General features: G+C 63.0%; 21 protein-coding genes, 1 tRNA gene and 1 pseudogene. 6 read left to right on the top strand and 17 right to left on the bottom strand.

The annotated features are described in order from the left end of the window. From AC1DYX_RS09725 to ybiB, 11 genes and pseudogenes are all read right to left on the bottom strand, one after another. Window positions 1-173, bottom strand: a pseudogene (locus AC1DYX_RS09725) (IS66 family transposase); the annotation flags it as partial. A 30-nt stretch (window positions 174-203) separates the two neighbouring features. After that, entirely contained in the window at window positions 204-551 is a 348-nt protein-coding gene (gene tnpB / locus AC1DYX_RS09730) for an IS66 family insertion sequence element accessory protein TnpB (protein WP_477258613.1), read from the bottom strand. Continuing rightward, window positions 548-904, bottom strand: coding sequence for an IS66-like element accessory protein TnpA (gene tnpA, locus AC1DYX_RS09735; protein ID WP_477258614.1), 357 nt, complete (start codon window positions 902-904; stop codon window positions 548-550). The genes tnpB and tnpA overlap by 4 nt, the downstream gene beginning before the upstream one ends. Window positions 905-1,350: 446 nt before the next feature. After that, entirely contained in the window at window positions 1,351-3,219 is a 1,869-nt protein-coding gene (locus tag AC1DYX_RS09740) for a reverse transcriptase/maturase family protein (RefSeq protein ID WP_477258615.1), read from the bottom strand. A gap of 87 nt (window positions 3,220-3,306) precedes the next feature. After that, a tRNA-Ile gene (locus AC1DYX_RS09745) sits at window positions 3,307-3,383 on the bottom strand. 668 nt (window positions 3,384-4,051) lie between these two features. Beyond that, window positions 4,052-6,262 (bottom strand): RNA polymerase sigma factor RpoD, encoded by a 2,211-nt coding sequence (gene rpoD, locus AC1DYX_RS09750; protein ID WP_477258616.1) that lies wholly within the window; start codon window positions 6,260-6,262, stop codon window positions 4,052-4,054. Between the two features lie 269 nt (window positions 6,263-6,531). After that, on the bottom strand, window positions 6,532-8,334 hold the full coding sequence (gene dnaG, locus AC1DYX_RS09755; protein WP_477258617.1) for a DNA primase: 1,803 nt from the start codon (window positions 8,332-8,334) through the stop codon (window positions 6,532-6,534). A 175-nt stretch (window positions 8,335-8,509) separates the two neighbouring features. Next, window positions 8,510-8,959, bottom strand: coding sequence for a GatB/YqeY domain-containing protein (locus AC1DYX_RS09760; protein WP_477258618.1), 450 nt, complete (start codon window positions 8,957-8,959; stop codon window positions 8,510-8,512). A 135-nt stretch (window positions 8,960-9,094) separates the two neighbouring features. Next, window positions 9,095-9,307 (bottom strand): 30S ribosomal protein S21, encoded by a 213-nt coding sequence (gene rpsU, locus AC1DYX_RS09765; protein ID WP_005665410.1) that lies wholly within the window; start codon window positions 9,305-9,307, stop codon window positions 9,095-9,097. A gap of 118 nt (window positions 9,308-9,425) precedes the next feature. Beyond that, on the bottom strand, window positions 9,426-10,637 hold the full coding sequence (locus tag AC1DYX_RS09770; protein WP_477258619.1) for a BaiN/RdsA family NAD(P)/FAD-dependent oxidoreductase: 1,212 nt from the start codon (window positions 10,635-10,637) through the stop codon (window positions 9,426-9,428). A gap of 125 nt (window positions 10,638-10,762) precedes the next feature. Then, a complete protein-coding gene (gene ybiB / locus AC1DYX_RS09775; protein WP_477258620.1) occupies window positions 10,763-11,737 on the bottom strand; it encodes a DNA-binding protein YbiB in 975 nt (324 codons plus the stop codon). Between the two features lie 122 nt (window positions 11,738-11,859). Between ybiB and AC1DYX_RS09780 the strand changes: the two genes are divergently transcribed. Together AC1DYX_RS09780 and tsaD are read left to right on the top strand one after the other, a co-directional pair. Next, the gene (locus tag AC1DYX_RS09780) at window positions 11,860-12,918 is read left to right on the top strand and encodes a 3-deoxy-7-phosphoheptulonate synthase (RefSeq protein ID WP_477258632.1); all 1,059 of its coding nucleotides are present in this window, start codon (window positions 11,860-11,862) and stop codon (window positions 12,916-12,918) included. A gap of 181 nt (window positions 12,919-13,099) precedes the next feature. Further along, entirely contained in the window at window positions 13,100-14,137 is a 1,038-nt protein-coding gene (gene tsaD, locus AC1DYX_RS09785) for a tRNA (adenosine(37)-N6)-threonylcarbamoyltransferase complex transferase subunit TsaD (RefSeq protein ID WP_477258621.1), read from the top strand. 123 nt (window positions 14,138-14,260) lie between these two features. On the opposite strand, the gene AC1DYX_RS09790 is transcribed toward tsaD, so the two are convergent. From AC1DYX_RS09790 to AC1DYX_RS09800, 3 genes are read right to left on the bottom strand one after another with little or no spacing between them, the layout of a single operon-like run. Further along, window positions 14,261-15,067, bottom strand: a complete 807-nt coding sequence (locus tag AC1DYX_RS09790) for an ABC transporter ATP-binding protein (protein WP_477258622.1) — start codon at window positions 15,065-15,067, stop codon at window positions 14,261-14,263. Window positions 15,068-15,069: 2 nt separating this feature from the next. After that, window positions 15,070-15,933, bottom strand: coding sequence for a nitrate ABC transporter permease (gene ntrB / locus AC1DYX_RS09795; protein WP_477258623.1), 864 nt, complete (start codon window positions 15,931-15,933; stop codon window positions 15,070-15,072). Window positions 15,934-15,946: 13 nt separating this feature from the next. Next, window positions 15,947-17,179 (bottom strand): CmpA/NrtA family ABC transporter substrate-binding protein, encoded by a 1,233-nt coding sequence (locus AC1DYX_RS09800; RefSeq protein WP_477258624.1) that lies wholly within the window; start codon window positions 17,177-17,179, stop codon window positions 15,947-15,949. A gap of 395 nt (window positions 17,180-17,574) precedes the next feature. Here AC1DYX_RS09800 and AC1DYX_RS09805 point away from each other — a divergent pair, with 395 nt between their 5' ends. Then, the gene (locus tag AC1DYX_RS09805) at window positions 17,575-18,420 is read left to right on the top strand and encodes an endonuclease/exonuclease/phosphatase family protein (RefSeq protein ID WP_477258625.1); all 846 of its coding nucleotides are present in this window, start codon (window positions 17,575-17,577) and stop codon (window positions 18,418-18,420) included. Between the two features lie 47 nt (window positions 18,421-18,467). Here the strand turns inward: AC1DYX_RS09805 and AC1DYX_RS09810 are convergent, their stop codons facing one another. The 3 genes from AC1DYX_RS09810 to ybaK form a co-directional block, all read right to left on the bottom strand. Then, window positions 18,468-19,136 (bottom strand): DsbA family oxidoreductase, encoded by a 669-nt coding sequence (locus tag AC1DYX_RS09810; protein WP_477258626.1) that lies wholly within the window; start codon window positions 19,134-19,136, stop codon window positions 18,468-18,470. A 306-nt stretch (window positions 19,137-19,442) separates the two neighbouring features. Further along, window positions 19,443-20,084 (bottom strand): glycerol-3-phosphate 1-O-acyltransferase PlsY, encoded by a 642-nt coding sequence (plsY, locus tag AC1DYX_RS09815; protein WP_477258627.1) that lies wholly within the window; start codon window positions 20,082-20,084, stop codon window positions 19,443-19,445. 83 nt (window positions 20,085-20,167) lie between these two features. Then, entirely contained in the window at window positions 20,168-20,659 is a 492-nt protein-coding gene (ybaK, locus tag AC1DYX_RS09820) for a Cys-tRNA(Pro) deacylase (RefSeq protein ID WP_477258628.1), read from the bottom strand. Between the two features lie 38 nt (window positions 20,660-20,697). Here ybaK and AC1DYX_RS09825 point away from each other — a divergent pair, with 38 nt between their 5' ends. The 3 genes from AC1DYX_RS09825 to AC1DYX_RS09835 all read left to right on the top strand — a co-directional run bounded on the left by AC1DYX_RS09825 (window position 20,698) and on the right by AC1DYX_RS09835 (window position 26,304). Next, window positions 20,698-21,669, top strand: coding sequence for an endonuclease/exonuclease/phosphatase family protein (locus AC1DYX_RS09825; RefSeq protein WP_477258629.1), 972 nt, complete (start codon window positions 20,698-20,700; stop codon window positions 21,667-21,669). A gap of 348 nt (window positions 21,670-22,017) precedes the next feature. Further along, on the top strand, window positions 22,018-23,208 hold the full coding sequence (locus AC1DYX_RS09830; protein WP_477258630.1) for an efflux RND transporter periplasmic adaptor subunit: 1,191 nt from the start codon (window positions 22,018-22,020) through the stop codon (window positions 23,206-23,208). Between the two features lie 3 nt (window positions 23,209-23,211). Beyond that, window positions 23,212-26,304: an efflux RND transporter permease subunit gene (locus AC1DYX_RS09835; protein ID WP_477258631.1), complete on the top strand. Its 3,093-nt coding sequence runs from the start codon at window positions 23,212-23,214 to the stop codon at window positions 26,302-26,304. Window positions 26,305-26,600 lie beyond the last annotated feature (296 nt).

The following is a 26,600-nucleotide window of genomic DNA, read 5'->3' on the forward strand; positions in this document are numbered from 1 at the left end:
CGCTTGAGCTTGGCCAGCACCAGCTTCAAATGCTCGATCTCGGCGGTACGCGTCGATAGTTCGGCCGACAGGTGCGCCACGCGCGCTTCGCTGGCCTGCAACGCCGCCTCACGTGCCAGCAGCATCGCTTTCAAGGCGTCGATATCGTCGGGCAGGTGGGAGGCGTCGGGCATGCGGCCCAGTTTACGCGGGTCAGCCCACGTTTACAAGGCCGACTGCGGGCGCCAGGTGCGCTCGGGGCGCCGCCAGTCGATCCCCTCCAGCAGCATCGAGAGCTGGGCTTGCGTCATCGTTACCGTCCCCTCGCTGGCTTGCGGCCAGATGAAGCGCCCGCGCTCGAGCCGTTTGCACAGCAGGCACAGCCCGTCGCCGGTCCACCACAGCACTTTTACCAGGTCGCCGCGCCTGCCACGGAACACGAACACATGGCCACTGTACGGGTCTTCCTGCAAGGCCGTTTCCACTTTTGCGGCCAGGCCGTTGAAGCCCGAGCGCATGTCGGTCACGCCGGCGGCCAGCCAGATGCGCGTACCGGCGGGCAGTCCAATCATGGATGCAACCCTTGCAACACCAGTGCCAGTGTCGCCGGATCGGGCGTGCCGCGAATGCAGACCGTGGCCTGGCCCAACTGAATTTCGATGGTGCCCGCACCGCCAATGCGAAGAAGTTCTTCCCGCTCGGCCGTCAACGCGACCGGCAGAAACTGCGTCGTCGTCGTGCCCAGCAAACCGGCACGCAACTGGCGTCGCCAGCGAAACACCATGTTCGTGTTCAGCCCGTGCCGCATCGCCAGCTGGGCTACCGACACCGACTCGTCGCACGCCTGCTGCGCCAGCTGTCGCTTGAACTCCAGCGGATAGTTCGTGCTGCGCCGACGCTTCTTTTGTTCTGCTTCACCCGCCAAGATAGTCCCCGCTAAAAAATAGTGGGGGCTATGTTGCGTGGCGCGCTATCGGGTGTCTACACGGTGCTGGGTCGACGCTTACCTCTCTGCAAGCACAGCCCCGATCTTGATATATGCCATCAGTGATTCTCCAATCGTCAAAGGAACGCTTGGCTCGAATCATTCCATTCGGCAGTTTTCCGGCAAAGGGCAGTTTTTGACGCAACCTTTGCTTCCTAAAAAAGAAAAAAAGCCCTCACGATTTCTCGTAAGAGCTTGATTTCAAAAAACAAATTGTATTGGTAGGCCTCCCCGGAGTCGAACCGGGCACCAACGGAGTAGGATGGGCGGACAGCCCCTTTCAACGCGTGGCGATTAGCCGCGCATTGTAGGAAACCAACCGCCTTCCTCCGAACGCAACGTGCAAGTTTCCAAGCATTGCGCTCTCCAGTTGTCCTGCTGCGCCGTCATCTTGCCGCCACAAACGGGTTGTGTAAGTCGATCAGCCTAATCCCGTCGTAGATGCCTGCGTGTATCTTCCCATGACAGGACCCGCAGGCGGGTATCTGTTTCCGGTTCAATGTAGCGAGCAGCTTCGTAAAACCCTGCGGGGGCTTATCTCCCAACTTCCGGACATGTCTGACGTGATGCATCTGTACGCCATCATCCGAACCACATATAACGCACGATTCCCCGAGCTTACTTCGAGTTCGCATTCGCGAATGTCTTCTTAGAACAGCATCTGGTGATGGCAGGTCGCCGATCATAAACCGTGAAGGATGGCGTGACCAATCTGTGACGATCGGCATGCTTACCCCATAGCTCTTACCCTTACTGTTCTGCTTGAACACCGCCAAGCTATCCCCATGCTTTCGGAAAACCTGTTTCAACGAGAGCCGGTGTTTCTTTGCCAAGGTTAGTGCTGCTGAATATTTCAGAACGTATTGGACCCTGTGCAGCTTTACGTAATTATCCGCAAAACTGTAGTAGTTCAATAACCCTCTTAACACCGATCCGTAGATCGAGACGATTTGATCGTCGTCCAGCAGAGCCCATGCATTTTTCGGCAGTGGCTCCCCTTCTCGGCTGCAAAACCCCTTGTCATGAAGCTTCTCTATCAGCTTGCCAACTGGTGCCCACAATTGTGGAAGCCAGCCTGTCACTCGCTTGTCGAATGCTTTTCCGTTTCGGATGACCTTCTGCACTTTCTGCGTCGTGGATCCGATCTTGACGCGCGTTCCTAGGAAAAACGCCTCCTGGGTCTTCGCGTTACGAATATGCGTCTTCTCCATGTTGAGCGTGAGTCCCAGCTTATCTTTCATGAAGTCTTTGACCTCATTACGGATGAGCTCGGCAAGCGCCTTCGGTCCGTTGACACCTACGCACCAGTAGTCCGCGTACCTGACATACTTGAGCCTAATGAATGAGCCATCGTTGCTTCCTGATGGAATCTTCATATTCGCCAGTTTTGCCGCACGAACTTCTTTCGCCTTCAGGGCCCGCATTTCTGATCCCAGTTCTAGCTTGTCAATCTCTTGACGAGCCTTCTCTAGTCTCTTATAAGCCCTTATGCTTTCAAGGTTTCTCCCACGTTTTTCTCCCTTCTCCGTCTTTGCAATGTACTCGGCCATATACTGGTCTAGCTCATGCAAAAATATATTGCACAGAATCGGGGAAACGATGGACCCTTGTGGTGTTCCGATGTCGCTGTTTACCGGTGTGCGGAACTCATAGTAGCCCGCTGTAAGAGCCTTCCTGATCAGGTTGAGGAAACGTGTATCACTAATCCGCTTCTTCAAGCATCCAATCAGGAGGTCGTGGTCAATATTGTCGAAAGCGGCTTTGACGTCACCCTCAACGATCCACGCTACTCCACTCCAGTTGTCTCGTATCGACTTAAGCGCAGTGTGACAACCTCGGTTAGGTCTGAATCCATGACTTGCGTCTGCAAAGCTTGCCCCGTACGGACTTTCATAGATCGTATCGAGGATCATTCTCATGACCTCTTGGACTACTTTGTCTTTGGGGGATGCGATGCCGAGCGGCCGTTTGCCGCCATTTGCCTTAGGGATGTGCACTCTACGGGCTCTGCTGAACTGAAAAGCTTCAGTCCGCATTTTTGCGATGATGTTATCTATCGTCGCGAGCGAGAACTCGTCGAGTGTCGACCCGTCAGCACCTGGGGTCATGTTTCCGGGGGAGCTTTTCAGCCTCTCATACGCGACTATATACAGATCCTTCCTGTACATCAGACGGTAGAGGTCCCCGTTAACCCAACTAGGGTCAGCGTTCTTCTTGCGCAGTACTTCCAATCTTTCCAGGTCGTTGCTACTCATCCGAGTAAACCTTTACTATTGAAAGCGCGTACAACCTGCTGTGCTTCCCTTTCTCCTTGCATTACCAAGGACGTATATAGGGGTAATTGGTAGGCCTGGCAGGATTTGAACCTGCGACCAATCGATTATGAGTCGACTGCTACTAACCCCTGAGCTACAGGCCCACTGTTCCCACTACATAGGTACTATCACAACTCCGTCGCCGACTTTGGTTGACCTGTTACCAGATCTTCCATTGCCCGGACACCTGATGTTGCTTAGGAGTGTCCTTTTAGGGATTACTCCCCTTAGGCGATCCCGTGGTTAACACACAAACGTGCTCTGGATTTAGGTGCCCATTTCATCCGTTCCTTCCAACTCGGAAGCCCGTGTCAGGAGGGAGCTTCTAGGGTGTTCATAATCGCCACCCTAGACTTCCTGACGTCAGACGTAAAACTGTGGTGTCTGACGGTTGCGACACATACCCCGGTAGGATTCGGGTTCAAGCAATACAGCCTTCACCTTGTCCAGCCTAGCTGACAGACCTCTCGGAAGCACAGATTCTTCCTCACCTGCCTTTTCACGACATGCTGCAGTCCCCTCTCGGTTTCCCGATTAGGTAAGTCGCTGCTTTAGTCACAATTGCTCCTGTGACATAACTTAAAGTTACAACGTTTGTGCGCCCTATCCACGGCGCACTTATGAGTCCGCTGCTCTAACCAGGCATGAGCTAGAGGCCCGAAACTGGTACATCGGGGACGCTAAAAACTCGCCACTTGCGGATGCCAGGCTGCAAACGCCTGAATGTCCGAAGTGGCGAGAGGATATTGTCTTAGCGTAGGTACGTCAAGTCTCAGCCGCCGCTGCCTTCGAGAAAACTCTTCAGCTTGTCGGAACGCGACGGGTGGCGCAGCTTGCGCAGTGCCTTCGCTTCGATCTGGCGGATGCGTTCGCGCGTGACGTCGAATTGCTTGCCGACCTCTTCCAGCGTATGGTCCGTCGACATTTCGATGCCGAAGCGCATGCGCAGCACTTTCGCTTCGCGCGGCGTCAGCGAGTCGAGCACGTCCTTGACGACGCCACGCATCGAGGCGTGCAACGCCGCGTCCGAAGGCGCCAGCGTGTTGTTGTCCTCGATAAAGTCGCCCAGATGCGAATCGTCGTCGTCGCCGATCGGCGTTTCCATCGAAATCGGCTCTTTCGCGATCTTCATGATCTTCCGGATTTTGTCTTCCGGCATCTCCATCTTGATCGCGAGGGTGGCCGGATCCGGCTCTGCGCCCGTCTCCTGCAGGATCTGGCGCGAGATCCGGTTCATCTTGTTGATCGTTTCGATCATGTGCACCGGAATACGGATCGTGCGCGCCTGGTCTGCGATCGAGCGGGTAATGGCCTGGCGGATCCACCACGTCGCATACGTCGAGAACTTGTAGCCGCGACGGTATTCGAATTTGTCCACCGCCTTCATCAGGCCGATATTGCCTTCCTGGATCAGGTCGAGGAATTGCAGGCCGCGGTTCGTGTACTTCTTCGCGATCGAGATGACGAGACGCAAGTTTGCCTCCGTCATTTCGCGCTTGGCCTTGCGCGCTTTCATTTCACCGGCCGCCATCTGGCGGTTGATGTTGCGCAGGTCCGGCAGCGGCAGCACGACGCGGGCTTGCAGGTCGATCAGGCGTTGCTGCAGTTCCTTGATCGTCGGGATGTTGCGGCCGAGGATGGCGCTGTAGGCGTGGCCGGCGTTCACTTCGCCGTCGACCCACTCGAGGTTCGTCTCGTTGCCCGGGAAGACCTTGATGAAGTGGGCGCGCGGCATGCCGCAGCGGTTCACGGCGACGTCGAGGATCTGCTTTTCGATGTGGCGCACTTCGTCGACCTGACCGCGCAGGGTGTCGCACAGCTTTTCGACGACCTTGGCGGTGAAGCGGATGCCGAGCAGTTCGTTCGAGATCGCTTCCTGGGCCTTGACGTAGCCGTCCGAGTTATAGCCCTGCTTCTCGTACGCCTTGCGCATCCTGTCGAACTGCTGCTCGATTTCGCGGAATTTGTCGAGGGCCGAGTTCTTCAGCTGCTCGAGCTGTTCGGCGGAATAGCCGGCCGCGCCCGAACCTGCGCTCGCCTCTTCTTCCTCTTCCTCTTCTTCCTCTTCCTCGTCTTCGTCCTCGTCATCGTCGGAATCGGTCGACGTCGGCGCGACGGCCGTCGGCGACGTGGCGTCGTCTTCGTCCGAGTCGACCATGCCGTCGACGATTTCGTCGATCTTGATTTCGTCCTGCTCGATGCGGCGGGCCGCGTCGATGATTTCGGCGATCGTCACCGGGCAGGCGGAGATCGCCTGGATCATGTCGCGCAGGCCGTCTTCGATGCGTTTGGCGATCTCGATCTCGCCTTCGCGGGTCAGCAGCTCGACGGAACCCATCTCGCGCATGTACATGCGGACGGGGTCGGTGGTGCGGCCGAAATCGGAGTCGACGGTCGACAAAGCCGCTTCGGCCGCGGCCTCGGCTTCGTCGTCGCTCGTGACGGTGGCGACGTTATCGGACAGCAGCAGCGTTTCGGCATCGGGCGCGTGCTCGTAGACGGCGATGCCCATGTCGTTGAACGTGCCGATGATGCCTTCGATCGCTTCGGGATCGACGATATTGTCCGGCAGGTGGTCGTTGATTTCGGAATACGTGAGGAAGCCGCGCTCCTTGCCCGACTTGATCAGGGCCTTGAGCTTCTGGCGGCGGATTTCCAGTTCCTCTTCGCTCGCTTCCGTGTCCGAGGAGAATGCGTCTTTCAGCAGCGCTTTTTCCTTGGCCTTGCGGTCCTTGGCCTTGGCCTTGTCGACCGCTTTCAGCTCGGCGCGCTCGACCGCGTTCAGTGCGGCGACTTCGTCGTTCTCGGGCGTGAATTCCTTGGGCTTGCGGCCACGCCGGCCTGGCACCTTGACGGCCGGCAGCACGTAGCCCGACGTGTCGATCGCGGCGAGGGCTTCCGCGTCGGTGGTCTGGCTCACAGGCGCAACACCCGCAACGCGAGCTTCCGCCTTGTCTTGCGAATTGTCCGCTTTGGCGGACATTCTGGTGGATTTGGTAGCCACTTTGGATTCGGGTTTCTTGGTTGGCACAGGCGCTTTCGAAGTCACAACGACCACTTTACTAGGTTAAAAAATAAAGTTTTGTTACCTTACATCACGCTGCAGGCACGAATCTGTTGCCCCGCTAACTGAAACACCTCGCCCGGATTGTCACGAAAAATCGCATCAAAGCTTGCAATAGTTAGCGTTTTATTATAGCACGCGCCCATGTTCTTTCCAGTTGAGAACGCCGGCATGGCAACGGGCCCCGATCAGGCGAATTTCGCAGGGGTCTCGTTGGCTGCCTCCCGGGCCAAGATGTCCTGCTGAGCCGTGATTTCACGATAGCGGGCACTTACCTGATCTGGGGTCAATCCGGAAGAAAACAACTGGTTCAACTCCTGTTTCAGCACGTCCATCTTGACTTGCCTCACAGCACTTGTTAGCCAGACACGGTCGGCGTCGGCATCCGATTCGGGTTCGACCGCGATCGATGCGATCAGGTTGTCGTACTCCGAACTCGCTTCCTTCAATTGCTCGGACAACGCGGCGAACGTACCATTCGGCCCCAGCGCTTGCGCCATCGCCACGAGTTGGCGCAGGCGTTCGGCCTGCTCGGTGCCGAAGTGGTCGAAGGCGCGCAGGGCGGATTCGTCCAGACCCAGTGCCAGCGCAGGATGCGCGACGAGGATGCGCGACATCTGCAATTCCAGGCCGACCGGCTCCGGACGGCCCTGCCGCGGCGGTGCTTTTCTCGCCACCGCAACCGGCTTGGACAACTCGAACAACGCTTCGATCTCCGCCGGGGTTGACTCGGTCAGGTTCGCCAGCCCGCGCACGATCTGCAGGCGCAGGGCCGTCGGCGTCATCGCCTGCAGCAGCGGCTTCGCGTCGAACTGGACGCGCGCCCGGCCTTCCGGCGTGTCGAGGTCGTGTTCCGTCGTCACCTCGCGCAGCAGGAATTGCGACAGCGGCATCGCTTCGTTGATTTCCTGGGCGAATGCTTCCGCGCCGAATTCGCGCACATAGCTGTCCGGGTCATGTTCTTGCGGCAAGAACAGGAACTTGATCGTCTTGTTGTCCGTCACTTGCGGCAGACACGCTTCCAGCGCGCGGCGGGCGGCGCGGCGACCGGCCTTGTCGCCGTCGAAGCTGAAGATGACGTTATCGGTCTGGCGCAGCAGCTTTTGCACATGGGTACTGGTGCAAGCCGTGCCCAACGTGGCGACGGCTTGCGGGAAGCCGAGCTGGGCCAGCGCGACGACGTCCATGTAACCCTCCGTCACCAGCACATAGCCGGCGTCGCGGATGGCTTGGCGCGCTTCGAACAGGCCGTACAACTCGTGCCCCTTCTGGAACAGCGGGGTTTCCGGCGAGTTCAGGTATTTCGGTTCGCCACCGTCGAGCACGCGGCCGCCGAAGCCGATCACCTGCCCCTTGGTGTTTCGGATCGGGAACATGATCCGTTCACGGAAACGGTCGTAGCGCTTTTTATTGTTGCCATCCTCGTCCACCTTGTCGATGACGAGGCCGGACTCGACGAGCGCCAGCGCATCATAGTCCTGGAACACGGAGCGCAAATTGTCCCAGCCGCCCGGCGCATAGCCGAGGCCGAAGCGAGCGGCCACTTCGCCCGTCAGGCCGCGGCCTTTCAGATAGGCGATGGCGTTCGGCGCGGTGCGCAGCTGGGCGCGGTAGAAATCGCAGGCCTGGTTCAGCGCATCCGTCAGGGCCAAGGTCTGCGCCTGCTGGGCGGCGCGCTGGGCCGGCGGAATCTTGTCGTCGGCCTGGGGCACGATCATGCCCACGCTTTGCGCGAGATCCTTGACGGCATCGACGAAACCCATGCCCGAGTATTCGATCATGAAGCCGATGGCGGTGCCGTGGGCGCCGCAGCCGAAGCAGTGATAAAACTGCTTGGTCGGGCTGACAGTGAAGCTGGGGGATTTTTCGTTGTGAAACGGACAGAGCCCCATGTAATTGGCGCCGCCCTTTTTCAGCTGCACATAACGGCCCACCACGTCGACGATGTCAACGCGGTTGAGCAAGTCGGTAATGAATGATTGCGGAATCACTTGATCTAACAGGTATTTGTCTCAGGTCAGACTATACCGCAGGGCTCGTTACAAGTTGATTTGCAACAATGCAACATGGCGTTGCCGCTCCGGTGCATCAAAAACAGACACGGCCGTGGTGTCGATGCCGCAGCCATGTGACGCCGGCAGTGCAAGCACCGCCGGCGTGTCGCGGTCAAGCGCCCGCGAGGGCTTTCTTGACCAGGGCCGAGACGGCCGTCATGTCGGCACGACCAGCCAGCTTCGGCTTCAGGATGCCCATCACCTTGCCCATGTCCTGCGGACCGGCGGCGCCCGATGCGGCAACCGCAGCCGCCACTTCGGCGGCGACTTCTTCGTCGGACAGGCCGGCCGGCATATAGGCCGACAGCACGGTCAGCTCAGCCTTTTCCTTGTCAGCCAGATCCTGACGACCACCATTTTCGAACTGCGTGATCGAATCCTTGCGCTGCTTGATCATCTTCTCGACGACGGCCAGCACCTGCGCATCGGTCAGTTCGATGCGTTCGTCCACTTCCTTGCGCTTGATCTCGGCGATCAGCAGGCGGATGGTGGCGAGGCGCTCGCTTTCCTTGGCGCGCATGGCGGCTTTCATGTCGTCGGTGATTTGGTCTTTCAAGCTCATGGAAACTCCGTTCGATGTTCGATAGGGGCAAAAGGCAAAACCCGCTGCGGCACAACCGGAGCGGGCTTCGTCGAATTCAGGCCTTGCAAAGCCGGGACTGGCATCTGGCCGTCACCGGGGAAGGCGTGAATGTAATCAGTACAGCTTCTTCGGCAGTTGCTGGCTGCGGATGCGCTTGTAGTGACGCTTCACGGCAGCTGCCAGCTTGCGCTTGCGCTCTGCAGTCGGCTTCTCGTAGAACTCGCGTGCGCGCAGTTCCGTCAGCAGACCGGTTTTTTCGATAGTGCGCTTGAAGCGACGCATAGCGACTTCGAACGGCTCGTTTTCTTTAAGGCGGATAGTGGTCATGTAAAAATGAAACCGTTGGATTTAGGGAAGAACGAAATTCTAACAGCTTTTCAAGATCCGTGCGAAGTTTTTCATCAGTGTGCAAGATCGCCACAACGCCGGGCTACGCCAGCGATATTCACTCGATGGCCTTGCCCGCCGCGACGCCTGATGCCCATGCCCATTGGAAATTGTAGCCGCCGAGCCAGCCCGTGACGTCGACCGTCTCGCCGATGAAATACAGGCCTGGGATATTGCTCGCCATCATCGTCTGCTGCGACAGTTCGCGCGTATCCACACCACCCAGCGTCACCTCGGCCTTTTTATAGCCTTCCGATCCGGTCGGCACGATGGCCCAGCGGTTGATGGCATCGCCCAGCTTGCGCAATTTCGCATCCGCCATGTCGGGCAGACGCGCATCCGGCGTAAAACCATTGCCGATCAAGAGGCCTTCCGCCAGGCGCGCAGGCAGCCATTGCGACAAAACATTACCCAACTGCTTCTTGACCGTCGTCTTCATGCCGATCAGTTCGTCCGCCACATCCATTTCCGGCAACAGGTTCAGCATGATGGGCGTGCCCGGTTGCCAGTAGCTGGAGATTTGCAGGATGGCGGGGCCGGACAGGCCACGGTGCGTGAACAACAGATCTTCGCGGAAATAGCCGTACTTGGCATTCTTTCCTTTTTTCGACCCCGTCTCCACGTCCACTTCCAGCGCGATGCCGGCCAGCGGCACGAATGGCTGCCAGMTGGGGCCGTCGAAGGTCAGCGGGACGAGGCCCGGGCGCGTCTCGACGATCTTCAGGTCGAAGTGCTTCGCGATGCGGTAACCGAGGTCGGTGGCGCCGATCTTCGGGATCGACAGGCCGCCCGTTGCCACCACGACGTTGTTCGCGAGGATGGGTTCGCCGTCCGTATCGATGCGAAATCCTTCCGCGTTCTTCGTGACGCTGGCCACCTTGCACGGCATGCGCCACTGCACCCCGCCCGCATCGCATTCGGCTTTCAGCATGGCGATGATCTGCTCGGACGAGTCGTCGCAGAACAGCTGGCCGCGATGTTTTTCGTGGTAGCCGATACGGTGCTTCCTGACGAGCGCGAGGAAATCCTGCGCCGTGTAGCGCGACAGTGCGCTGCGGCAGAAATGCGGGTTCTCGGACAGGAAATTCTGCGGACCGGCGTTGATGTTGGTGAAGTTGCAGCGGCCGCCGCCGGAGATGCGGATTTTTTCGGCCAGCTTGGCGGCGTGGTCGACCAGCAGGACGCGCTTGCCGCGCTGGGCCGCGGTGGCGGCGCACATCATGCCGGCGGCGCCGGCGCCGATGATCGCCACGTCGTAGTGTTTTGCCATGCCAGTGTTTGTTACGCGCAAAAGGCGTGATTGTACGTCACCGGCAGGGCGTGCGTGTGGCGGGCACGGGGTGCCCWAACAGCGTGGGCACCCCGTGCCCACGCGGACGTTTGCGTTATGTTKCGTTACGTGCGCAACGCCCGCGCCACCTGCACGCACTGCGCCACCTGCGCCGCGATCGGCGGCGGCACCGGCTGCTCACCGCGCAGCGCGCGCGTGATCCAGTCGGCCGTGGCGGCCGCGTCGCGGCCTTCCGGCGCCGGGGCCGGCTCGTCGGTCGGGGCGTCGCGCTCGACCAGCATGGTCTTCTGGCCGGCATGGAACCAGTTGATTTCCTGGGCGCGGTTCGCGTTCGCCACGGTCTCGCCCTCGGTGCCGCGCATCAGGAAGGCGTCGCCGCGGGCGTGCGGGGCGGCCGCCTCGAAGTATTCAGTCAGCATCGCCAGGTATTCCGGGTGCGTGTACGACACGAGGCGCAGCGCCGGTCCCTCGAACGGCTGCAGGATCTTGACGATGGTATGCGTCGAATTGCGCACGCCGAGGATGCGGCGCAGCGACAGCTGGTGCGCCAGTTCCGGCGCCAGCCGTTCGATGGGCATGAAGCAGGGACGCCGGGCTGCGAAGGCGTCCAGCATCTCGGACGTGTCGCCGCTCGGGCCGATGCCCATCTCGGCGAAGATCTCGGCCGTCGTCACGCGACCCGGGTCTTCCTGCACGCCATGCACGAGCACGGGCACGCCTTCGCGCGCGAGCAGCAGCGCCAGCAGCGGCGTCAGGTTGGCGAGCTTGCGCGCGCCGTTGTAGCTGGGGATCAGCACGGGCGCGAAGTCGCCGGGCGGCGCGGGCAGCGGCGCGAACGAGGCTTCAGCGGCATCCATGAAGCCGGCGATCTCGTCGACGGACTCGCCCTTGATGCGCATCGCGAGCAGGATGCCGCCCAGTTCCAGGTCGGACACCCGCCCGTCGAGCATGGCGGCATAGAGCTGGCGGGCGTCGTCGCGCGTCATGCTGCGCGCGCCTTTCACGCCGCGGCCGATCTCCTTGATGAAGCGGGCTGCGGGAAAGGAATCGGGATTCTTGGGTGCGTTGGTCGTGTCCATACTGACAGCATACCATCGCGACGGCGCGGCTCACAGATGCGACATTTTTGGGCAAGAGGATGCAGGAAGCGCGATTTCAGGCTAGACTCAACGATCCCTCCGGAAAGTAAAGACATGCCATGCTGATCACGCCCGATATCGAAAATACCAACGTCACCTCGTTCGCGACCATGCCCTCCCCGGTCGAGCTGCACAAGAAGCTGCCGCTGACGGACAAGGCGTTCACCACCGTGATGAAGGGTCGCGAGACCCTGCGCAACATCCTCGACCGCAAGGACAAGCGCCTGTTCGTCGTCGTCGGCCCCTGCTCGATCCACGATCCGGTCGCCGGCCTCGACTATGCGCGCCGCCTGAAGGCGCTGCAGGCCGAAGTGGAAGACACGATGGTGCTCGTGATGCGCGTGTATTTCGAAAAGCCGCGCACGACCACCGGCTGGAAAGGCTATATCAACGATCCGTTCATGGACGACTCGTTCCGCGTCGACGTCGGCATGGAACGCGCGCGCCAGTTCCTGCTCGACGTGTGCGAGCTGGGCCTGCCGACCGCGACCGAGGCCCTGGACCCGATCTCGCCGCAATACCTGGGCGACCTGATCGCCTGGACCGCCATCGGCGCGCGCACGACGGAATCGCAGACGCACCGCGAGATGTCGTCCGGCCTGTCCACGCCCGTCGGCTTCAAGAACGGCACCGACGGCGACGTCAGCATCGCCATCAACGCCGTGCTGTCGTCGTCGAACCCGCACTCCTTCCTGGGCATCAACGACCAGGGCTCCGTCTCGATCGTGCGCACGCGCGGCAACGCCTATGGCCACGTCGTGCTGCGCGGCGGCGGCGGCCGTCCGAACTACGACTCGGTGTCCGTCGCGATCGCCGAGCAGGCCCTCAAGAAGGCCGGCCTGCCCGCGAACCTCGTCGTCGACTGCTCGCACGCCAACAGCTATAAAAAGCCGGAACTGCAACCGCTCGTGATGTCGGACGTGATCCAGCAGATCCGCCACGGCAACCAGTCGCTCGTGGGCGTGATGATCGAGTCGAACATCGTCAGCGGCAGCCAGCCGATTCCAAGCGACCTGTCGGAACTGAAGTACGGCTGCTCCGTCACCGACGGCTGCATCGCCTGGGACGACACCGAGACGATGCTGCGCAGCGCGCACAAGGAATTGCTGCAGCGGGGCTGACTCCAGGCACGGCGCCGGCGGATCGGGCGCAGTTGAACGCGTGGACGGCTCACAGGCCGCCGCGATATCCATGTCGCGGCGGAGCCGGCTGCGCGCCCCGCCCCCCCTACGGTACAATGGAGGATTGCGCGCCGCGCTCGTGCGGCATTCTTGTCTTCCTCATACTGTTCCTGTTTGCCCCATGATTGTCCTCGGCGTCGAATCCTCCTGCGATGAAACCGGCCTGGCTCTGTACGACACGGAGCGCGGCCTGCTGGCCCACGCACTGCACTCGCAGGTCGCGATGCACGAAGAGTATGGCGGCGTGGTGCCGGAGCTGGCGTCGCGCGACCACATCCGGCGCGCGCTGCCGCTGCTGGAACAGGTGCTGGCGAAGGCCGACCTGCCGCTGGAACGCATCGATGCCATCGCCTACACGCAGGGTCCCGGCCTCGCGGGCGCGCTGCTGGTCGGGTCGTCGGTCGCGTGCAGCCTGGCGCTGGCGCTCGACAAACCCGTGCTGGGCGTGCACCACCTGGAGGGTCACCTGCTGTCGCCGCTGCTCGCGAGCGAGCGGCCGGAATTCCCGTTCGTCGCCCTGCTCGTCTCCGGCGGCCACACGCAGCTGATGCGCGTGGATGGCGTCGGCCGCTATACCCTGCTGGGCGAGACGCTGGACGACGCCGCCGGCGAAGCGTTCGACAAGTCGGCCAAGCTGCTGGGTCTCGGCTATCCGGGCGGCCCCGCGATCTCGCGCCTGGCGGAATTCGGCGATCCGGAAGCGTACAAGCTGCCGCGCCCGATGCTGCACTCGAAGGATTTCAACTTCAGCTTCTCCGGCCTCAAGACGGCCGTGCTGACGGTCGTGAAGAACCACAGTGCGGACATCGCCAACGTGTGCGAGCAGGACAAGGCCAACATCGCGCGCGGCTTCGTCGATGCGATCGTCGACGTGCTGACGGCGAAATGCGTGCTGGCCCTCAAGCACACGGGCCTGAAGCGCCTCGTGATCGCCGGCGGCGTGGGCGCCAACCGCCAGCTGCGCGCGTCGCTGAACGAGGCCGCTGCGAAGAAGCGCTTCAAGGTCTATTACCCGGAACTGGAATTCTGCACGGATAACGGCGCGATGATCGCGTTCGCGGGCGCGCTTCGGCTGGAGCGCAATCCGGCCGCGGCGCAGCGCGACTACGCGTTCAACGTGCGCCCGCGCTGGCCGCTGGACGAGATCGAGCCGGCCTGATTTGATGCATGGTGGGCACGGGGGTGCCCACCCTACGGCCGATTGCGTATCCGGCAACCACATCACCACACATCAAATCAGCATCGTAGGGTGGGCACCCCGTGCCCACCATGCCTCATCCGTTCAAGCCGCTTCCTTCACCGGCCTTGCCTGGCGGTGATACAGGAACTCCAGCACCCGGGTCCGATACTCGTTATACAACGGATCATGCGCCAGCGCRACGCGGTCGCGCGGCCGCGGCAGGCGCACGTCCACGATCTCGCCGATGGTCGCGGCCGGGCCGTTGGTCATCATCACGATGCGRTCCGACAGCARWACCGCCTCGTCSACGTCGTGSGTGACCATCACGACCGTGGAGCCGGTCTGGGCGACGATGCGCAGCAGTTCGTCCTGCAAATGGGCGCGGGTCAGCGCGTCGAGGGCGCCGAAGGGCTCGTCCATCAGCAGCACTTTCGGCTCCATCGACAGCGCGCGGGCGATGCCCACCCGCTGCTTCATGCCGCCCGAGATCTCGCTGGGCCGCTTTTGCGCCGCGTGCGTCAGGCCCACCAGCGCCAGCGCGTCGGCCGTGCGCGCGCGCAGCTTCTCCTTCGGTTCGCGGGTGCCGAACACGCGTTCGACGGCCAGGTAGACGTTCTCGAAACAAGTCAGCCAGGGCAGCAGCGAATGGTTCTGGAATACCACCGCGCGCTCCGGCGCCGGTCCGGCGATCTCGCGGCCGGCGCAGATCAGCACGCCCTCGGTGGCACGCGTCAGGCCCGCCAGCAGATTCAGCAAGGTCGACTTGCCGCAGCCCGAGTGGCCGATCAGCGTGATGAACTCGCCGCGCGCCACCTTCAGGTTGACGTCGGTCAGGGCGTGGAAACGGCCCTTGCGGGTCTCGAACAGCATCTCGACCTGTTGCACTTCGATGAATTTCTGCTCGCTCATGATCAGCTCCCCGATTCTTCATAGGTGACGGCGCGGGCCAAAGCGACCAGTGCCTGTTCCAGTGCCAGCCCGACCACGCCGATGACGACGATGGCGATGATGATATGGGGCACGTTCAGGTTGTTCCATTCGTCCCAGACCCAGAAGCCGATGCCCACGCCGCCGGTCAGCATCTCGGCGGCGACGATCACCAGCCAGGCCGTGCCGATCGCCAGGCGCACGCCGGTCAGCATGTACGGCAGCACCGACGGCAGCAGGATCTTCGTGAAGATCTTCCACTCCGACAAGTTGAGCACGCGCGCCACGTTCATGTAGTCCTGCGGCACGCGCTGCACGCCGACGGCGGTGTTGATGATCATCGGCCAGATCGAGCAGATGAAGATCGCCCAGATGGCGGCCGGGTTGGCGGCCTTGAACACCAGCAGGCCGATCGGCAGCCAGGCCAGCGGCGACACGGGGCGCAGCAGGCTGACGATGGGATTGAACATCCCGGCCAGGAAGCGCGAGCGGCCGATCAGGAAGCCGAGCGGGATGCCCGCCGCCGCGGCCAGGCCGAAGCCCAGTGCCACCCGCTTGAGCGACGCCAGGATGTTCCAGCCGATGCCCTGGTCGTTCGGCCCGTTGCTGTAGAACGGGTCGGCGAACAGCTTGACGGCCGCGTCCCACGTGACGAGCGGCGATGGGAAGTTGCTGTTGCTGGCCGAGACGAGCTGCCACACCAACACCAGCATGCCCAGTCCMAGTACCGGGGGCAGCAACGCCAGCAACAGGGCGCGGCCGTTCGGCGCGCGCAGTGCCAAACCGCGCCACGCACGCGCCGCCGACTTGGCGGGTGCGTTGGAAGTGGAGTTGACGACTGTATTCATGATGTTCTCCCGATCACACCTTGATCTTGAACGAGGCGGCATAGGCGGCCGGGTTCTTCCCGTCCCACACGGTGCCGTCGATCAGCTTTGTGGAACGCATGGGCGACTTCGGCACCTCGACCTTGGCCATGGCGGCCGCGTCGCGGTACAGGGCGACCTGGTTGACGCTCGAGGCCACCGCCAGGTAGTCGGGGTCGGACTTGAGCAGGCCCCAGCGGCGGTGCTGGGTCATGAACCACATGCCGTCCGACAGGTACGGGAAGTTGACCGTGCCGTCGTTGTAGAACTTCATGTAGTTCGGATCGTCCCAGGTCTTGCCCAGGCCGTTCTGGTAGCGGCCCAGGATGCGCTGGTTGATCACGTCCACCGACGTGTTGACGTAGGATTTGTCGGCGATCGTCTCGGCCATTTTGACCTTGTTGGACATGCTCGCGTCGATCCAGCGGCTGGCTTCCAGCACGGCAGCCACCAGGGCGCGCGCCGTGTTCGGGTATTTCTTGACCCACTCGAGCGAGGTGCCGAGCGTCTTTTCCGGATGGTCCTTCCAGATGTCCTGGGTCGTCGCGGCGGTGATGCCCACGCCGTCGGCGATGGCGCGGTGGTTCCACGGTTCGCCCACGCAGAAGCCGTCCATGTTCCCGACCCGCATGTTCGCCACCATCTGCGGCGGCGGCACGGTGATCACCTTGGCGTCCTTCATCGGGTTAATCCCGTAGCTGGCGAGCCAGTAGTACAGCCACATCGCGTGGGTGCCGGTCGGGAAGGTCTGGGCGAAGCTGTATTCGCGCTTGTCCGTGCTCATCACTTTTGCCAGCGACGGGCCGTCCACCGCGCGGGCGTCGGCCAGTTTCTTCGACAGCGTGATGGCCTGGCCGTTGTGGTTCAGGTTCATCAGCACCGCCATGTCCTTCTTCGGACCGCCGATACCCATCTGCACGCCATAGATCAGGCCATACAGCACGTGGGCGGCATCGAGTTCGCCGTTGACCAGCTTGTCGCGCACGCTGGCCCAGGACGATTCCTTGCTGGGTATGATCTTGATGCCGTATTTCTTGTCGAAGCCGAGCACCGACGCCATCACCACGGAGGCGCAATCGGTCAGCGGAATGAAGCCGACCTTCACTTCGGTTTTCTCGGGTTGGTCGGAACCGGCGGCGAACACCCCGCCGGAGATGAGTCCGGTGAGCGAGGCCGAGGCGCCGGCGGCCAGCAGGCGGCGGCGGGTCGAATTGATTGTATCGGTCATGTTGGTCCTTGTTGACGACAGACGAAAAAAGGGACAGCGTGTTCGGCGGGCGGAGTGGCCAGCTCCGGCGCCCTTGTCGTCAATACTGCAATTGCCGTGCCAAGAATCAATATGTGTTTACATGCCCGCAAAATACCGCGGCCGGCACCAATGTCGTGCCGGCGCACCAACATAAACGGGGGCGCACACCGATTGCGTGCGGCCGCGCGGACGTGCATGCCAGACAACGGCGCACGGATGTCCGTAACCGTGCAGCGTGCGCCGGCGTGGCGCGTTATCCTCGTTCAGACGGTGTCGCCGGTGTGAACTTGTTACCTTGACATCGATCCTACCGTGTGACCGTCATTCCTCAAAGAATGGCAAACTCTGGCAGTTGTGTTTTACGGAGGTATCGAATGCGCGTGGTTTGCTGGAATATTCACTGGGGCTGTGGGAGGGACGGGCGCATCCGCATCCACGCAATCATCGATGTGTTGCGCAAGCTGAATCCCGATGTGATCTGCCTGCAGGAAGTGGCGGCCAACCATCCCGAACTGGAGGGCAGCGCCAGCGCCAGCCAGTTCAAGCAGCTGGCCGGTGCGTTCGGCGGCTATCACATGATCGAGCAGGCGCCGAGCGAAATCTACCGCAACAACCTGCCCCGCCAGTTCGGCAATATCCTGCTGTCCAAATTCCGCATCACCCAGGCGCAGCGCCACATCCTGCCCTGGCCCGTCGATCCGGAACAACCGGCCGGCATGCCGCGCGGGATGATCGAGACCGTGCTGGAAGCGCCGGGCGGCAAGCTGCGCGTGCTGACGACGCATCTGGAGTATTACTCGCCCGTGCAGCGGCGGGCGCAGGTGCGGCGGATCCGCGACCTGCACGAGGAAGCGTGCGCGCGCGCCGCCATCTACCAGCCGGACCCCGCGCTCGAGCCGCCGTGCCAGCTGGGCTTCCGCCCCGGCACGGCCGTCTACTGCGGCGACTTCAACTTCACGCCCGATTCCGAGGATTACCAGGCCCTGCTGGCTCCGGCGCCGGAAGGCACGCTGGGCCTCGTCGACGCCTGGCGCGTGCGCCACGGCGACATCCCGCGCGCCCCGACGGCCGGCCTGCACGGCTTCAAGTGGCCGGACAAGCCCGAGTGCTACGATTATTTCTTCGTCACGGAAGATCTCGCCGCGCGGGTCGACGACATGACCGTGCAGTCCGAGACGTCGGCTTCCGATCACCAGCCGATCGTGCTGGATCTGACCTGAGCCGAGCGGGCGCCGCGGTCCCCCGCCGCGGCACCGTCGGCCCGCTGTTACGCGGCCGGTTCCTCGTCCTGCTCGAGTTCCTCGTCCTGCTGCGCGATCTGGCGCAGCGCCTGCTCGAACACCTCGGGCGGCTGGCCGCCGGAGATCAGGTGGCGCTGGTTGATCACGATGGCCGGCACCGAACGGATGCCGGCGCGCTGCCAGTAGTACTCGAGCTGGCGTACCTCGTCCGCACAGGCGTTCGATTCCAGCACCTGGCGCGCGGCTTCCACGTCGAGACCGACCTCGCCCGCCACGCGTAGCAGCACGTCGTGCGCGCCCGGGTTCTCGCCCTGCGTGAAATACGCCTCGAACAGCTTTTCCTTCAGCGCGCGCTGGCGCCCCTGCCCTTCCGCCCAGTGCAGCAGGCGGTGCGCGTCGAAGGTGTTGTAGATGCGGCCGCGCTTGCCCATGTCGAACGTGAAGCCGAGCGCGGCACCGCGCTCGCGGATCATCTCGCGCGACTGTTCCTGCTGGGCGGGCGTGGCGCCGTATTTCTCGGTGAGGTGTTCGAAGATGTCCTGCCCTTCCGGCACCATCCCGGGATTCAGCTCGAAGGGCTGGAAATGCATGTCGACCGTCACCTCGGCGCCCACCCGCTCCAGCGCCTGCTCGAGGGATTTCAGGCCGATCGCGCACCACGGACACGACACGTCCGACACGAAGTCGATTCTCATCTGTTTACTCACTTTTACACCGCCTTCCTGTTTTGTGTTTGCTGACGCCACATCATGTTTGCAGCGGATGGCATATGGTGACACATCGAACGAAAGGGAGAAGCGCGCCAAACAAAATCGGCAAACCAAAATTCGGGGTCAGAGCCCTTTTGAAAGAAATGTCGCTAAGGTAGCGTGCCAATTAGCGATGGCCGGGCGTACGGGACGGGACCGACGACGAGATACCAGACCACGTCGCCATCTTGGAGGGAAAAGTACTCGGAGGCCATTGCACGGAAATGTGCTCTGACCCCGAATTTAACCCGACTACTTTTTCTTTACCGCCGGCTTGGCGGTCGCGGCTCCCTTGGACTTGCTGCCGATGCGCGATTCTTTGCCGGCCATCAGGTTGCTGATGTTGCCGCTGTGGCGGTACAGCAGCAGCAGGCTCATCGCGATGACGGCAAACAGCTTTTCGTCGGCGCCGAACAGCAGCCCGTAATAGAACGGCGCGAAGATCGCCGCCACCAGCGCCRCCAGCGACGAGTAGCGGAACGCGTAGGCAACGATGAGCCATGTGGCCAGGGTGGCCACGCCCAGCCAGACGTTCAGGCCCAGCAGCACGCCCAGCGCCGTCGCCACGCCCTTGCCGCCGACGAAGCGAAAGAACACGGGCCACAGGTGCCCCAGGAAGACAGCGATGGCCACCAGCGCCACGCCGCCGTCCTCGACGCCGAAACGCTCGCCGAAGCGGATCGCCAGCCAGACGGCCAGCCAGCCCTTGGCRCAGTCACCGACGAGGGTCGCGATCGCGGCCTTCTTGCTGCCCGAGCGCAGGACGTTGGTGGCGCCCGGGTTCTTCGAACCGTAGGTGCGAGGGTCGGCCAGGCCGAACAGGCGGCTGGCGACGACGGCAAAGGAAACCGAGCCGATCAGGTAGGCTGCGATGGTGAACAGAATTGTGTACATGAGTCTCTTTCTTAATCCTGCCTAGTATCTGGCGCGCAAGAATATACACCATCGGCCGAGCCCGGCGATAGTCAGTCGCCCGGTCAGTCGGCCAATGCGCAGTGCACGGGCCGGGCCTTCAGCACGTCGACGAGCACGCCCGGCGCGATCCCGACGAGGAAGCCGCGCCGTCCGCCATTGATATAGATCTTGTCCAGCTGCAGGATGCTTTCCTCGACATAGACCGGCATCGCCTTGCGCACGCCGAACGGCGACGTGCCGCCGACCATATAGCCCGAATGGCGCTGGGCGACGTCCGGCTTGCACGGCTCGACGGATTTACAGGGGATGGCGCGCGCCAGGTTCTTGGTGGACACTTTACAGTCACCATGCATGAGCACGATGAGCGGCCTGGCCGCTTCGTCCTGCATCACGAGGGTCTTGACGACGGCATGTTCTTCCACGCCCAGTTCGCGCGACGACACGGCCGTACCGCCATGTTCCTCGTATTCGTAGGGGTGCTCCGAAAAGACGACGCCATGCTTGCGCAGGAACTGTGTTGCTGGGGTTTCGGAGATATGCTCTTTCTTGGCCATGCGTGTTACGCTAAATGCAAACGGAGGAGTTGCTTATTATGCAGCAAGAGATTCGCTTTGCCACCTTCAACGTGTGTAACCTCGCCCCGCCGGGCGCCAGGCTGTACGACAACCTGGAGCCGAGTACCCCCGAGGAATACGAAGCGAAGATCGCCTGGACCGCGCACCAGATCGACATGCTCGGCGCCGACGTGATCGGCTTCCAGGAAGTGTTCTCCCAGGCCGCACTGGCCGAGGCGTTGTCGCGCACGCGGCGCTTCCGCGACGCCGTGCACGTCGGTTTCGATCCCGATCCGGAAGCCGAGAAGCTCACRCCCAGCGTCGCCCTCGCCTCGCGCCTGCCGCTGGCGGACGCGCCCCGGCAACTCCCCTATTTCCCGCCCGGGATCGCGATGCCGCCCGGTAATCGCGATCCGGAACGCTTTACACGCGCGCCGCTGCACGCGGCGATCCAGCTGACGCCGGAGATCGTCGTCGACGTGGTGGTCGTGCACCTGAAGTCGCGCCGCCCCGACTACCGAGCGGGCGACAGCGGCGAGGATCCGCAGCTGTACGCGCTGGCGTCGCTGCGCTCGCTGATCCGGCGCGGCACGGAAGCGGCCGCGCTGCGCGTGCTGCTGACCCAGATCGGGCACGAGCAGCGCCGGCCGCGCATCGTGCTGGGCGACTTCAACGACGTGGCCGACGCGGTCACGACCGGCATCGTGCTGGGCATCGGCGCGCCCAGCGGCGACCGCCTCTACGATGCCTGCCAGTTGCAGGGGCGCCAGGACCATCTGCGCCATGTCGGCTTTTCCAACGTGCATGATGGCTATCACACGACCATCGACCACATCCTCGTGTCGGCGGAATTCAATGCGGCGCTGCCGGGGGCGCTGGGCGAAGTCGTCGATGTCGTGTACCTGAACGATCACCTCGATCTCGGGTTGCCGGAGGCGTCGGACCACGGGCAGGTGCTCGCCAGGTTACGGCTGTTCGAACGGCCGGGAACACCGCCGGGCGACGGTTGATGTCCGGTGGGCTCGGGGAGCCCACCCTACGGCCGTGTATTTGACCTAGGCTCATCCACGTAGGGAGGGCATTTGAGGCCGGGGGGGATTGATGCCGGGGGCATCAATCCAATGAATCGTGCCCACCAAGCGCCGCCGATAACGGTTCATCCAACCGGACACACGTCCGCCCCGGATTTTTCGCACTTCAGCGCGCCTTTTGCACCGCTCGTCGCATTCCGATAGCGGTCCGTCATGGCCAAACCTACCATGCTTTCATGCGCCGGGAGCTCCATCCTGCCCCGCAGGACGGAGCACTTGCGCTCCCCGTTCCGCTCGCGCTCACCCTCTACAAGTCGAACAACAACCATGAAGATCGAGTCCCTGCCGCTGTCCGCCGAACAGCCCACCAAGCCCCCCGCGCCGCGCCGGCGCGCCAAGGTCATCGCACTGACGCTGCTGGCCGTCGCGCTGGCGGGTGCCGGCACGTATGCGCTGACCCACCGCGCATCGGCGCCCGCCCAGGCGGCGCCGGCGCCGACGGCAGCCAGGGAACCGGTGCACGAGCTGTCGCCGCGCGACGTTGCCCGCGTCGAGGCGCGTCCGCTGGCCGTCACGCTGCCGGTCACCGGTAGCTTGACACCGCTGTCGCAGGCCACCGTCAAGTCGAAGGTGTCGGGCATCGTGCTGTCGACCGCCGTGCAGGAAGGCATGGACGTGAAAGCCGGCCAGGTGATCGCGCAACTCGATCCCGCCGAGGCGCGCGCCCGCGTGGCGCAGCAGCAGGCCATGCTGGCCGATGCCCAGGCACGCCTGGCGCTGGCGAAGAAGAACCTCGCCAACAGCGCCTCGCTGCTCAAGCAGAATTTCATCGCGCAGAACGCCTACGACACGTCCGCTAACGCCGTCGACCTCGCGCAGGCCGCCGTCGATTCCGCGCGCGCCCAGCTGGACCTGGCACGCATCGCGCTGGCCGACACGACGATCCACGCGCCTCTCTCGGGCGTCGTGAGCAGACGCCACGCGCAGGCCGGCGAGAAGCTGGCCCCGGACAGCCCCGTGTTTTCCATCGTCGACCTGAAGCACCTGACGCTCGACGCCCAGGTGCCGGCCTCCGACATCCCGCGCATCCGCGTCGGCCAGGACGTGCAGTTCCGCGTCGACGGCTTCGATGGCCGCAGCTTCTCCGGCAAGGTCGCGCGCATCAATCCGGCCACGGAGACGGGGTCGCGCGCCATGATCGTGTACGTGGACGTGGCGAACCCGGATGGCCTGCTGCGCGCCGGCATGTTCGCCAAGGGCACCGTCGTCACCGAGAAGTCGGCGCCGCATCCGCTGCTGCCGCTCGGCGCCGTGCGCCAGGACAAGGGCCGCGACGTCGTCTACCGCGTCGACGACGGCAAGGTCGTGGCGCAGCCCGTGAAGCTGGGCCTGCGCAACCAGGACGAGGGCGTCGTCGAAGCGCTCGACGGCGTCGACGCCGGCATGACCGTGCTGGCCGTGCCGCTGGACGGCGTCAAGCCGGGCAGCAAGGTCAAGCTCCCGGACGCGAAAGGCTGAGCCATGTGGATCACCCGTACCAGTATCAAGTATCCCGTCTTCGCCACGATGGTGATGGTGGGCCTGATGGTCCTCGGCCTGTTCGCGTACCGCGGCCTCGGCGTCGAGAGCATGCCGAACGTCGAGATCCCGGCCGTGTTCATCGAGACGCAGTACCCGGGCGCGTCGCCCGAGCAGGTCGAGAACGACGTCACCCGCCCGCTCGAGGAAGCGGCCAACACCGTCGGCGGCATCAAGACGATCCGCGCCACGTCGTGGGAAGGCCGGTCCGGCGTCGGCATCGAATTCCAGCTGACCGTCGACATGGACCGCGCCGTGCAGGACCTGCGCGACCGCATCAGCACCGTCCGCGGCGGCTTTCCGCGCGAAGTGAAGGAACCCGTCGTGTTCCGCGAGGAAGGCGAGAACACGCAGCCCGTGATCCTGGTGGCGCTGACGTCGAAGGAGCGCAGCCTGCGCGACCTGACGATGCTGACCGACCAGGTGATCGTCAAGCGCATCCAGGCCGTGGCCGGCGTGGGGCAGGTCCGCGTCAACGGCAAGCAGGACCGCCAGGTGCTGATCGACATCCGTCCGGACCAGCTGCGCAGCCTGAACGTCGGTATCGACGAAGTGATGAACGCGATCACGACGACCAACGCCAACCTGCCGGCCGGACGCATCAGCCGCGGCGCACGCGAGAACCTCGTGCGCGTCGAAGGCAAGATGAAGGAAGCGGCCGACTTCAAGCGCATCGTCGTCGCCAACCGCACGGGCGGCCCGATCTACCTGAGCCAGGTGGCCGACATCTCCGACGGCGCCGCCGAGGAACAGTCGATCTCGCGCGTCAACGGCGAGCGCGCCATCACGCTGGAGATCGCGAAGATCCAGGACGCCAACACCGTGCAGGTGGGCACCGGCGTCAAGGCCGCCATCGAAGCGATGAAGGGGACGCTGCCGAAGGACGTCGAGTTCCGCATCCTGGACGACAAGGCGAAGAACGTGCAGGGCCAGCTCGACAACGTCAAGGACACCATCATGGAAGGCGCGATGCTGACCATGGTGATCGTGTTCTTCTTCCTGCACTCGTGGCGCAGCACCATCATCACGGGCCTCACCCTGCCGATCTCGGTGCTGGCCAGCTTCATCGCGATGAAGTACTTCGGCTTCACGCTGAACTTCCTCACCTTGATGGCGCTGTCGCTGTGCATCGGCCTCCTGATCGACGACGCCATCGTCGTGCGCGAAAACATCGTGCGCCACCTCGGCATGGGCAAGAACCACGTGCGCGCCGCGGAAGACGGTACCAACGAGATCGGCGTCGCCGTGATGGCCACGACGTTCGCCATCGTCGCCGTGTTCGTGCCGATCGCATTCATGAAGGGCATCATCGGCCGCTTCTTCCTGCAGTTCGGGATCACCGTCGCCGTCGCCGTGCTGGTGTCGCTGTTCGTCAGCTTCACGCTCGACCCGATGCTGTCGTCCGTGTGGCCCGATCCGGTCAAGGACCGCTTCAGGTACGTGCCGTGGCTGGGCCGCCTGATGGCGCGCATCGAGCACGGCATCGAGTGGCTGCACGACGTGTACGCGAAAGTGCTGGCGCTGGCGCTGGCCTGGCGCAAATCCACGCTGCTGCTGGCGGTCGTGCTGTTCGCGGGCAGCCTGATGCTGGTGCCGAAGATCGGCGGCGAATTCGTGCCGCAGGTCGACGACGGCMACATCCAGCTGCGCCTGAAGACGCCGATCGGCTCCAGCCTGGAATACTCGGATGCGAAATTGCGCCAGGCCGAAGCGGCGCTGGCCGGGTTCAAGGAGATCGACAGCGTCTCGACCATCGTCGGTTCGTGGGAAGGCCGCAATTACTCGGAAGTGCACCTGAAGCTGACCGACGTGCACAAGACGCACCGCCGCTCGCAGCAGGAAATGGAGAAAGTCATCCGCGAACGCCTGGAAAAGATCGCCGGCATCTCGCTGACGGTGGRCCAGCGCCCGATCTACATCGCCATCCTGGGCAATGACGAAGCGAAGCTGGACGCGGTCGCCCACACGCTGATGGACAAGATGCGCAAGATCCGCGGCGTGGCCGACATCGAGTACAGCCAGGAAGGCGCGAATCCCGCCACCATCGTCAAGATCAACCACGAGCTGGCGTCCGACCTCGGGCTCACCGTGCAGCAGATCGGCACGGCACTGCGTCCGTTCGTCGCCGGCGACCAGACCAACCGCTGGCTCGCGCCGGACGGCCAGAACTACGAAGTCAACGTGCAGCTGCCGAAGTCGGGCCGCGAAAAGGTGGCCGACCTGGCCGACCTGTCGGTGGCATCGTCGAAAGTGGATGCGCTGGGCAACCCGATCATGGTGCCGCTGCGCCAGGTCGTGCAATTCATCCCGTCCACGAGCCCGCAGATGCTCAAGCGCCAGGCCCTGCAGCGCCGCGTGGCGGTCTTCGCGGGCCTCGAAGGCCGTCCGCTGGGTGACGTGATGGGTGAGGTGAACAAGGCGATGAAGGCCATGCAGCTGCCGGACGGCGTGCGCTTCGACGTCGGCGGCGACGCCCAGCAGATGGACGAAACGATGGCCGGCTTCGGCGTCGCCCTGGGCATCGCCGTGGTCTTCATCTACCTCGTGCTGGCGTCGCAGTTCGGCAGTTTCCTGCAGCCGATCGCGATCATGGTGTCGCTGCCGCTGTCGCTGATCGGCGTACTGGTCGCCCTGCTCGTGACGAAGACGACGCTGAACATCTTTTCGATCATCGGCGTCGTGATGCTGATGGGCCTCGTGACGAAGAACGCGATCCTGCTGGTGGACTTCGCCAACCACGGCCAGCGCGGAGGCCGCGCGCAATTCGACGCACTGATGGAAGCGGGCCAGGTGCGCCTGCGCCCGATCCTGATGACGACGCTGGCGATGATCTTCGGCATGCTGCCGATGGCGATCGGCATGGGCGAAGGCGGCGAAACGCAGGCGCCGATGGGCCGCGCCGTGATCGGCGGCGTGATCACGTCGACCCTGCTCACGCTCGTCGTCGTGCCGGTGGCGTACACCTACCTCGACAGCCTCGGCAAGCGCGTGGCCGCCTGGTACAAGCGCGGCCACGAGGAAGAGGTTACGGCCTAACGTTTGCGATATGTTGGCGTAACGCGTGGGCTCGGGGAGCCCACCCTTACGAATGGCCTGCCGTAAGGTGGGCACCCTGTGCCCACGCGTAACGTTTGAATAATGCCGGCGTTCGCGCAGCCCCCGTGCCCACCAAGCAGCATGATCACCGGTCAAGCCGGATCGTGTTCCTGCTGCGTCTCTTCCCCGGAATCCTCATCGAGCGCCGGCGCGTCCTCCCCGCCCTCGCCCTTGTGCGACTTCGCCTCCTGCTTCTTGCGCGCCTTTTCTTCCGCCTTGCGCTTCTTCTCCAACTC

The sequence above is a fragment of the Massilia sp. P2_C2 genome, from assembly GCF_056404615.1.

Coding starts and splice junctions, on each gene's coding strand:
- tnpB (WP_477258613.1), bottom strand. CDS start 551: ATGATTGGACTGCCCGCCGGTACGCGCATCTGGCTGGCCGCCGGCGTG.
- AC1DYX_RS09740 (WP_477258615.1), bottom strand. CDS start 3,219: ATGAGTAGCAACGACCTGGAAAGATTGGAAGTACTGCGCAAGAAGAAC.
- rpoD (WP_477258616.1), bottom strand. CDS start 6,262: ATGTCCGCCAAAGCGGACAATTCGCAAGACAAGGCGGAAGCTCGCGTT.
- AC1DYX_RS09760 (WP_477258618.1), bottom strand. CDS start 8,959: ATGAGCTTGAAAGACCAAATCACCGACGACATGAAAGCCGCCATGCGC.
- rpsU (WP_005665410.1), bottom strand. CDS start 9,307: ATGACCACTATCCGCCTTAAAGAAAACGAGCCGTTCGAAGTCGCTATG.
- ybiB (WP_477258620.1), bottom strand. CDS start 11,737: ATGGACACGACCAACGCACCCAAGAATCCCGATTCCTTTCCCGCAGCC.
- tsaD (WP_477258621.1), top strand. CDS start 13,100: ATGATTGTCCTCGGCGTCGAATCCTCCTGCGATGAAACCGGCCTGGCT.
- AC1DYX_RS09800 (WP_477258624.1), bottom strand. CDS start 17,179: ATGACCGATACAATCAATTCGACCCGCCGCCGCCTGCTGGCCGCCGGC.
- AC1DYX_RS09805 (WP_477258625.1), top strand. CDS start 17,575: ATGCGCGTGGTTTGCTGGAATATTCACTGGGGCTGTGGGAGGGACGGG.
- AC1DYX_RS09810 (WP_477258626.1), bottom strand. CDS start 19,136: ATGAGAATCGACTTCGTGTCGGACGTGTCGTGTCCGTGGTGCGCGATC.
- ybaK (WP_477258628.1), bottom strand. CDS start 20,659: ATGGCCAAGAAAGAGCATATCTCCGAAACCCCAGCAACACAGTTCCTG.
- AC1DYX_RS09830 (WP_477258630.1), top strand. CDS start 22,018: ATGAAGATCGAGTCCCTGCCGCTGTCCGCCGAACAGCCCACCAAGCCC.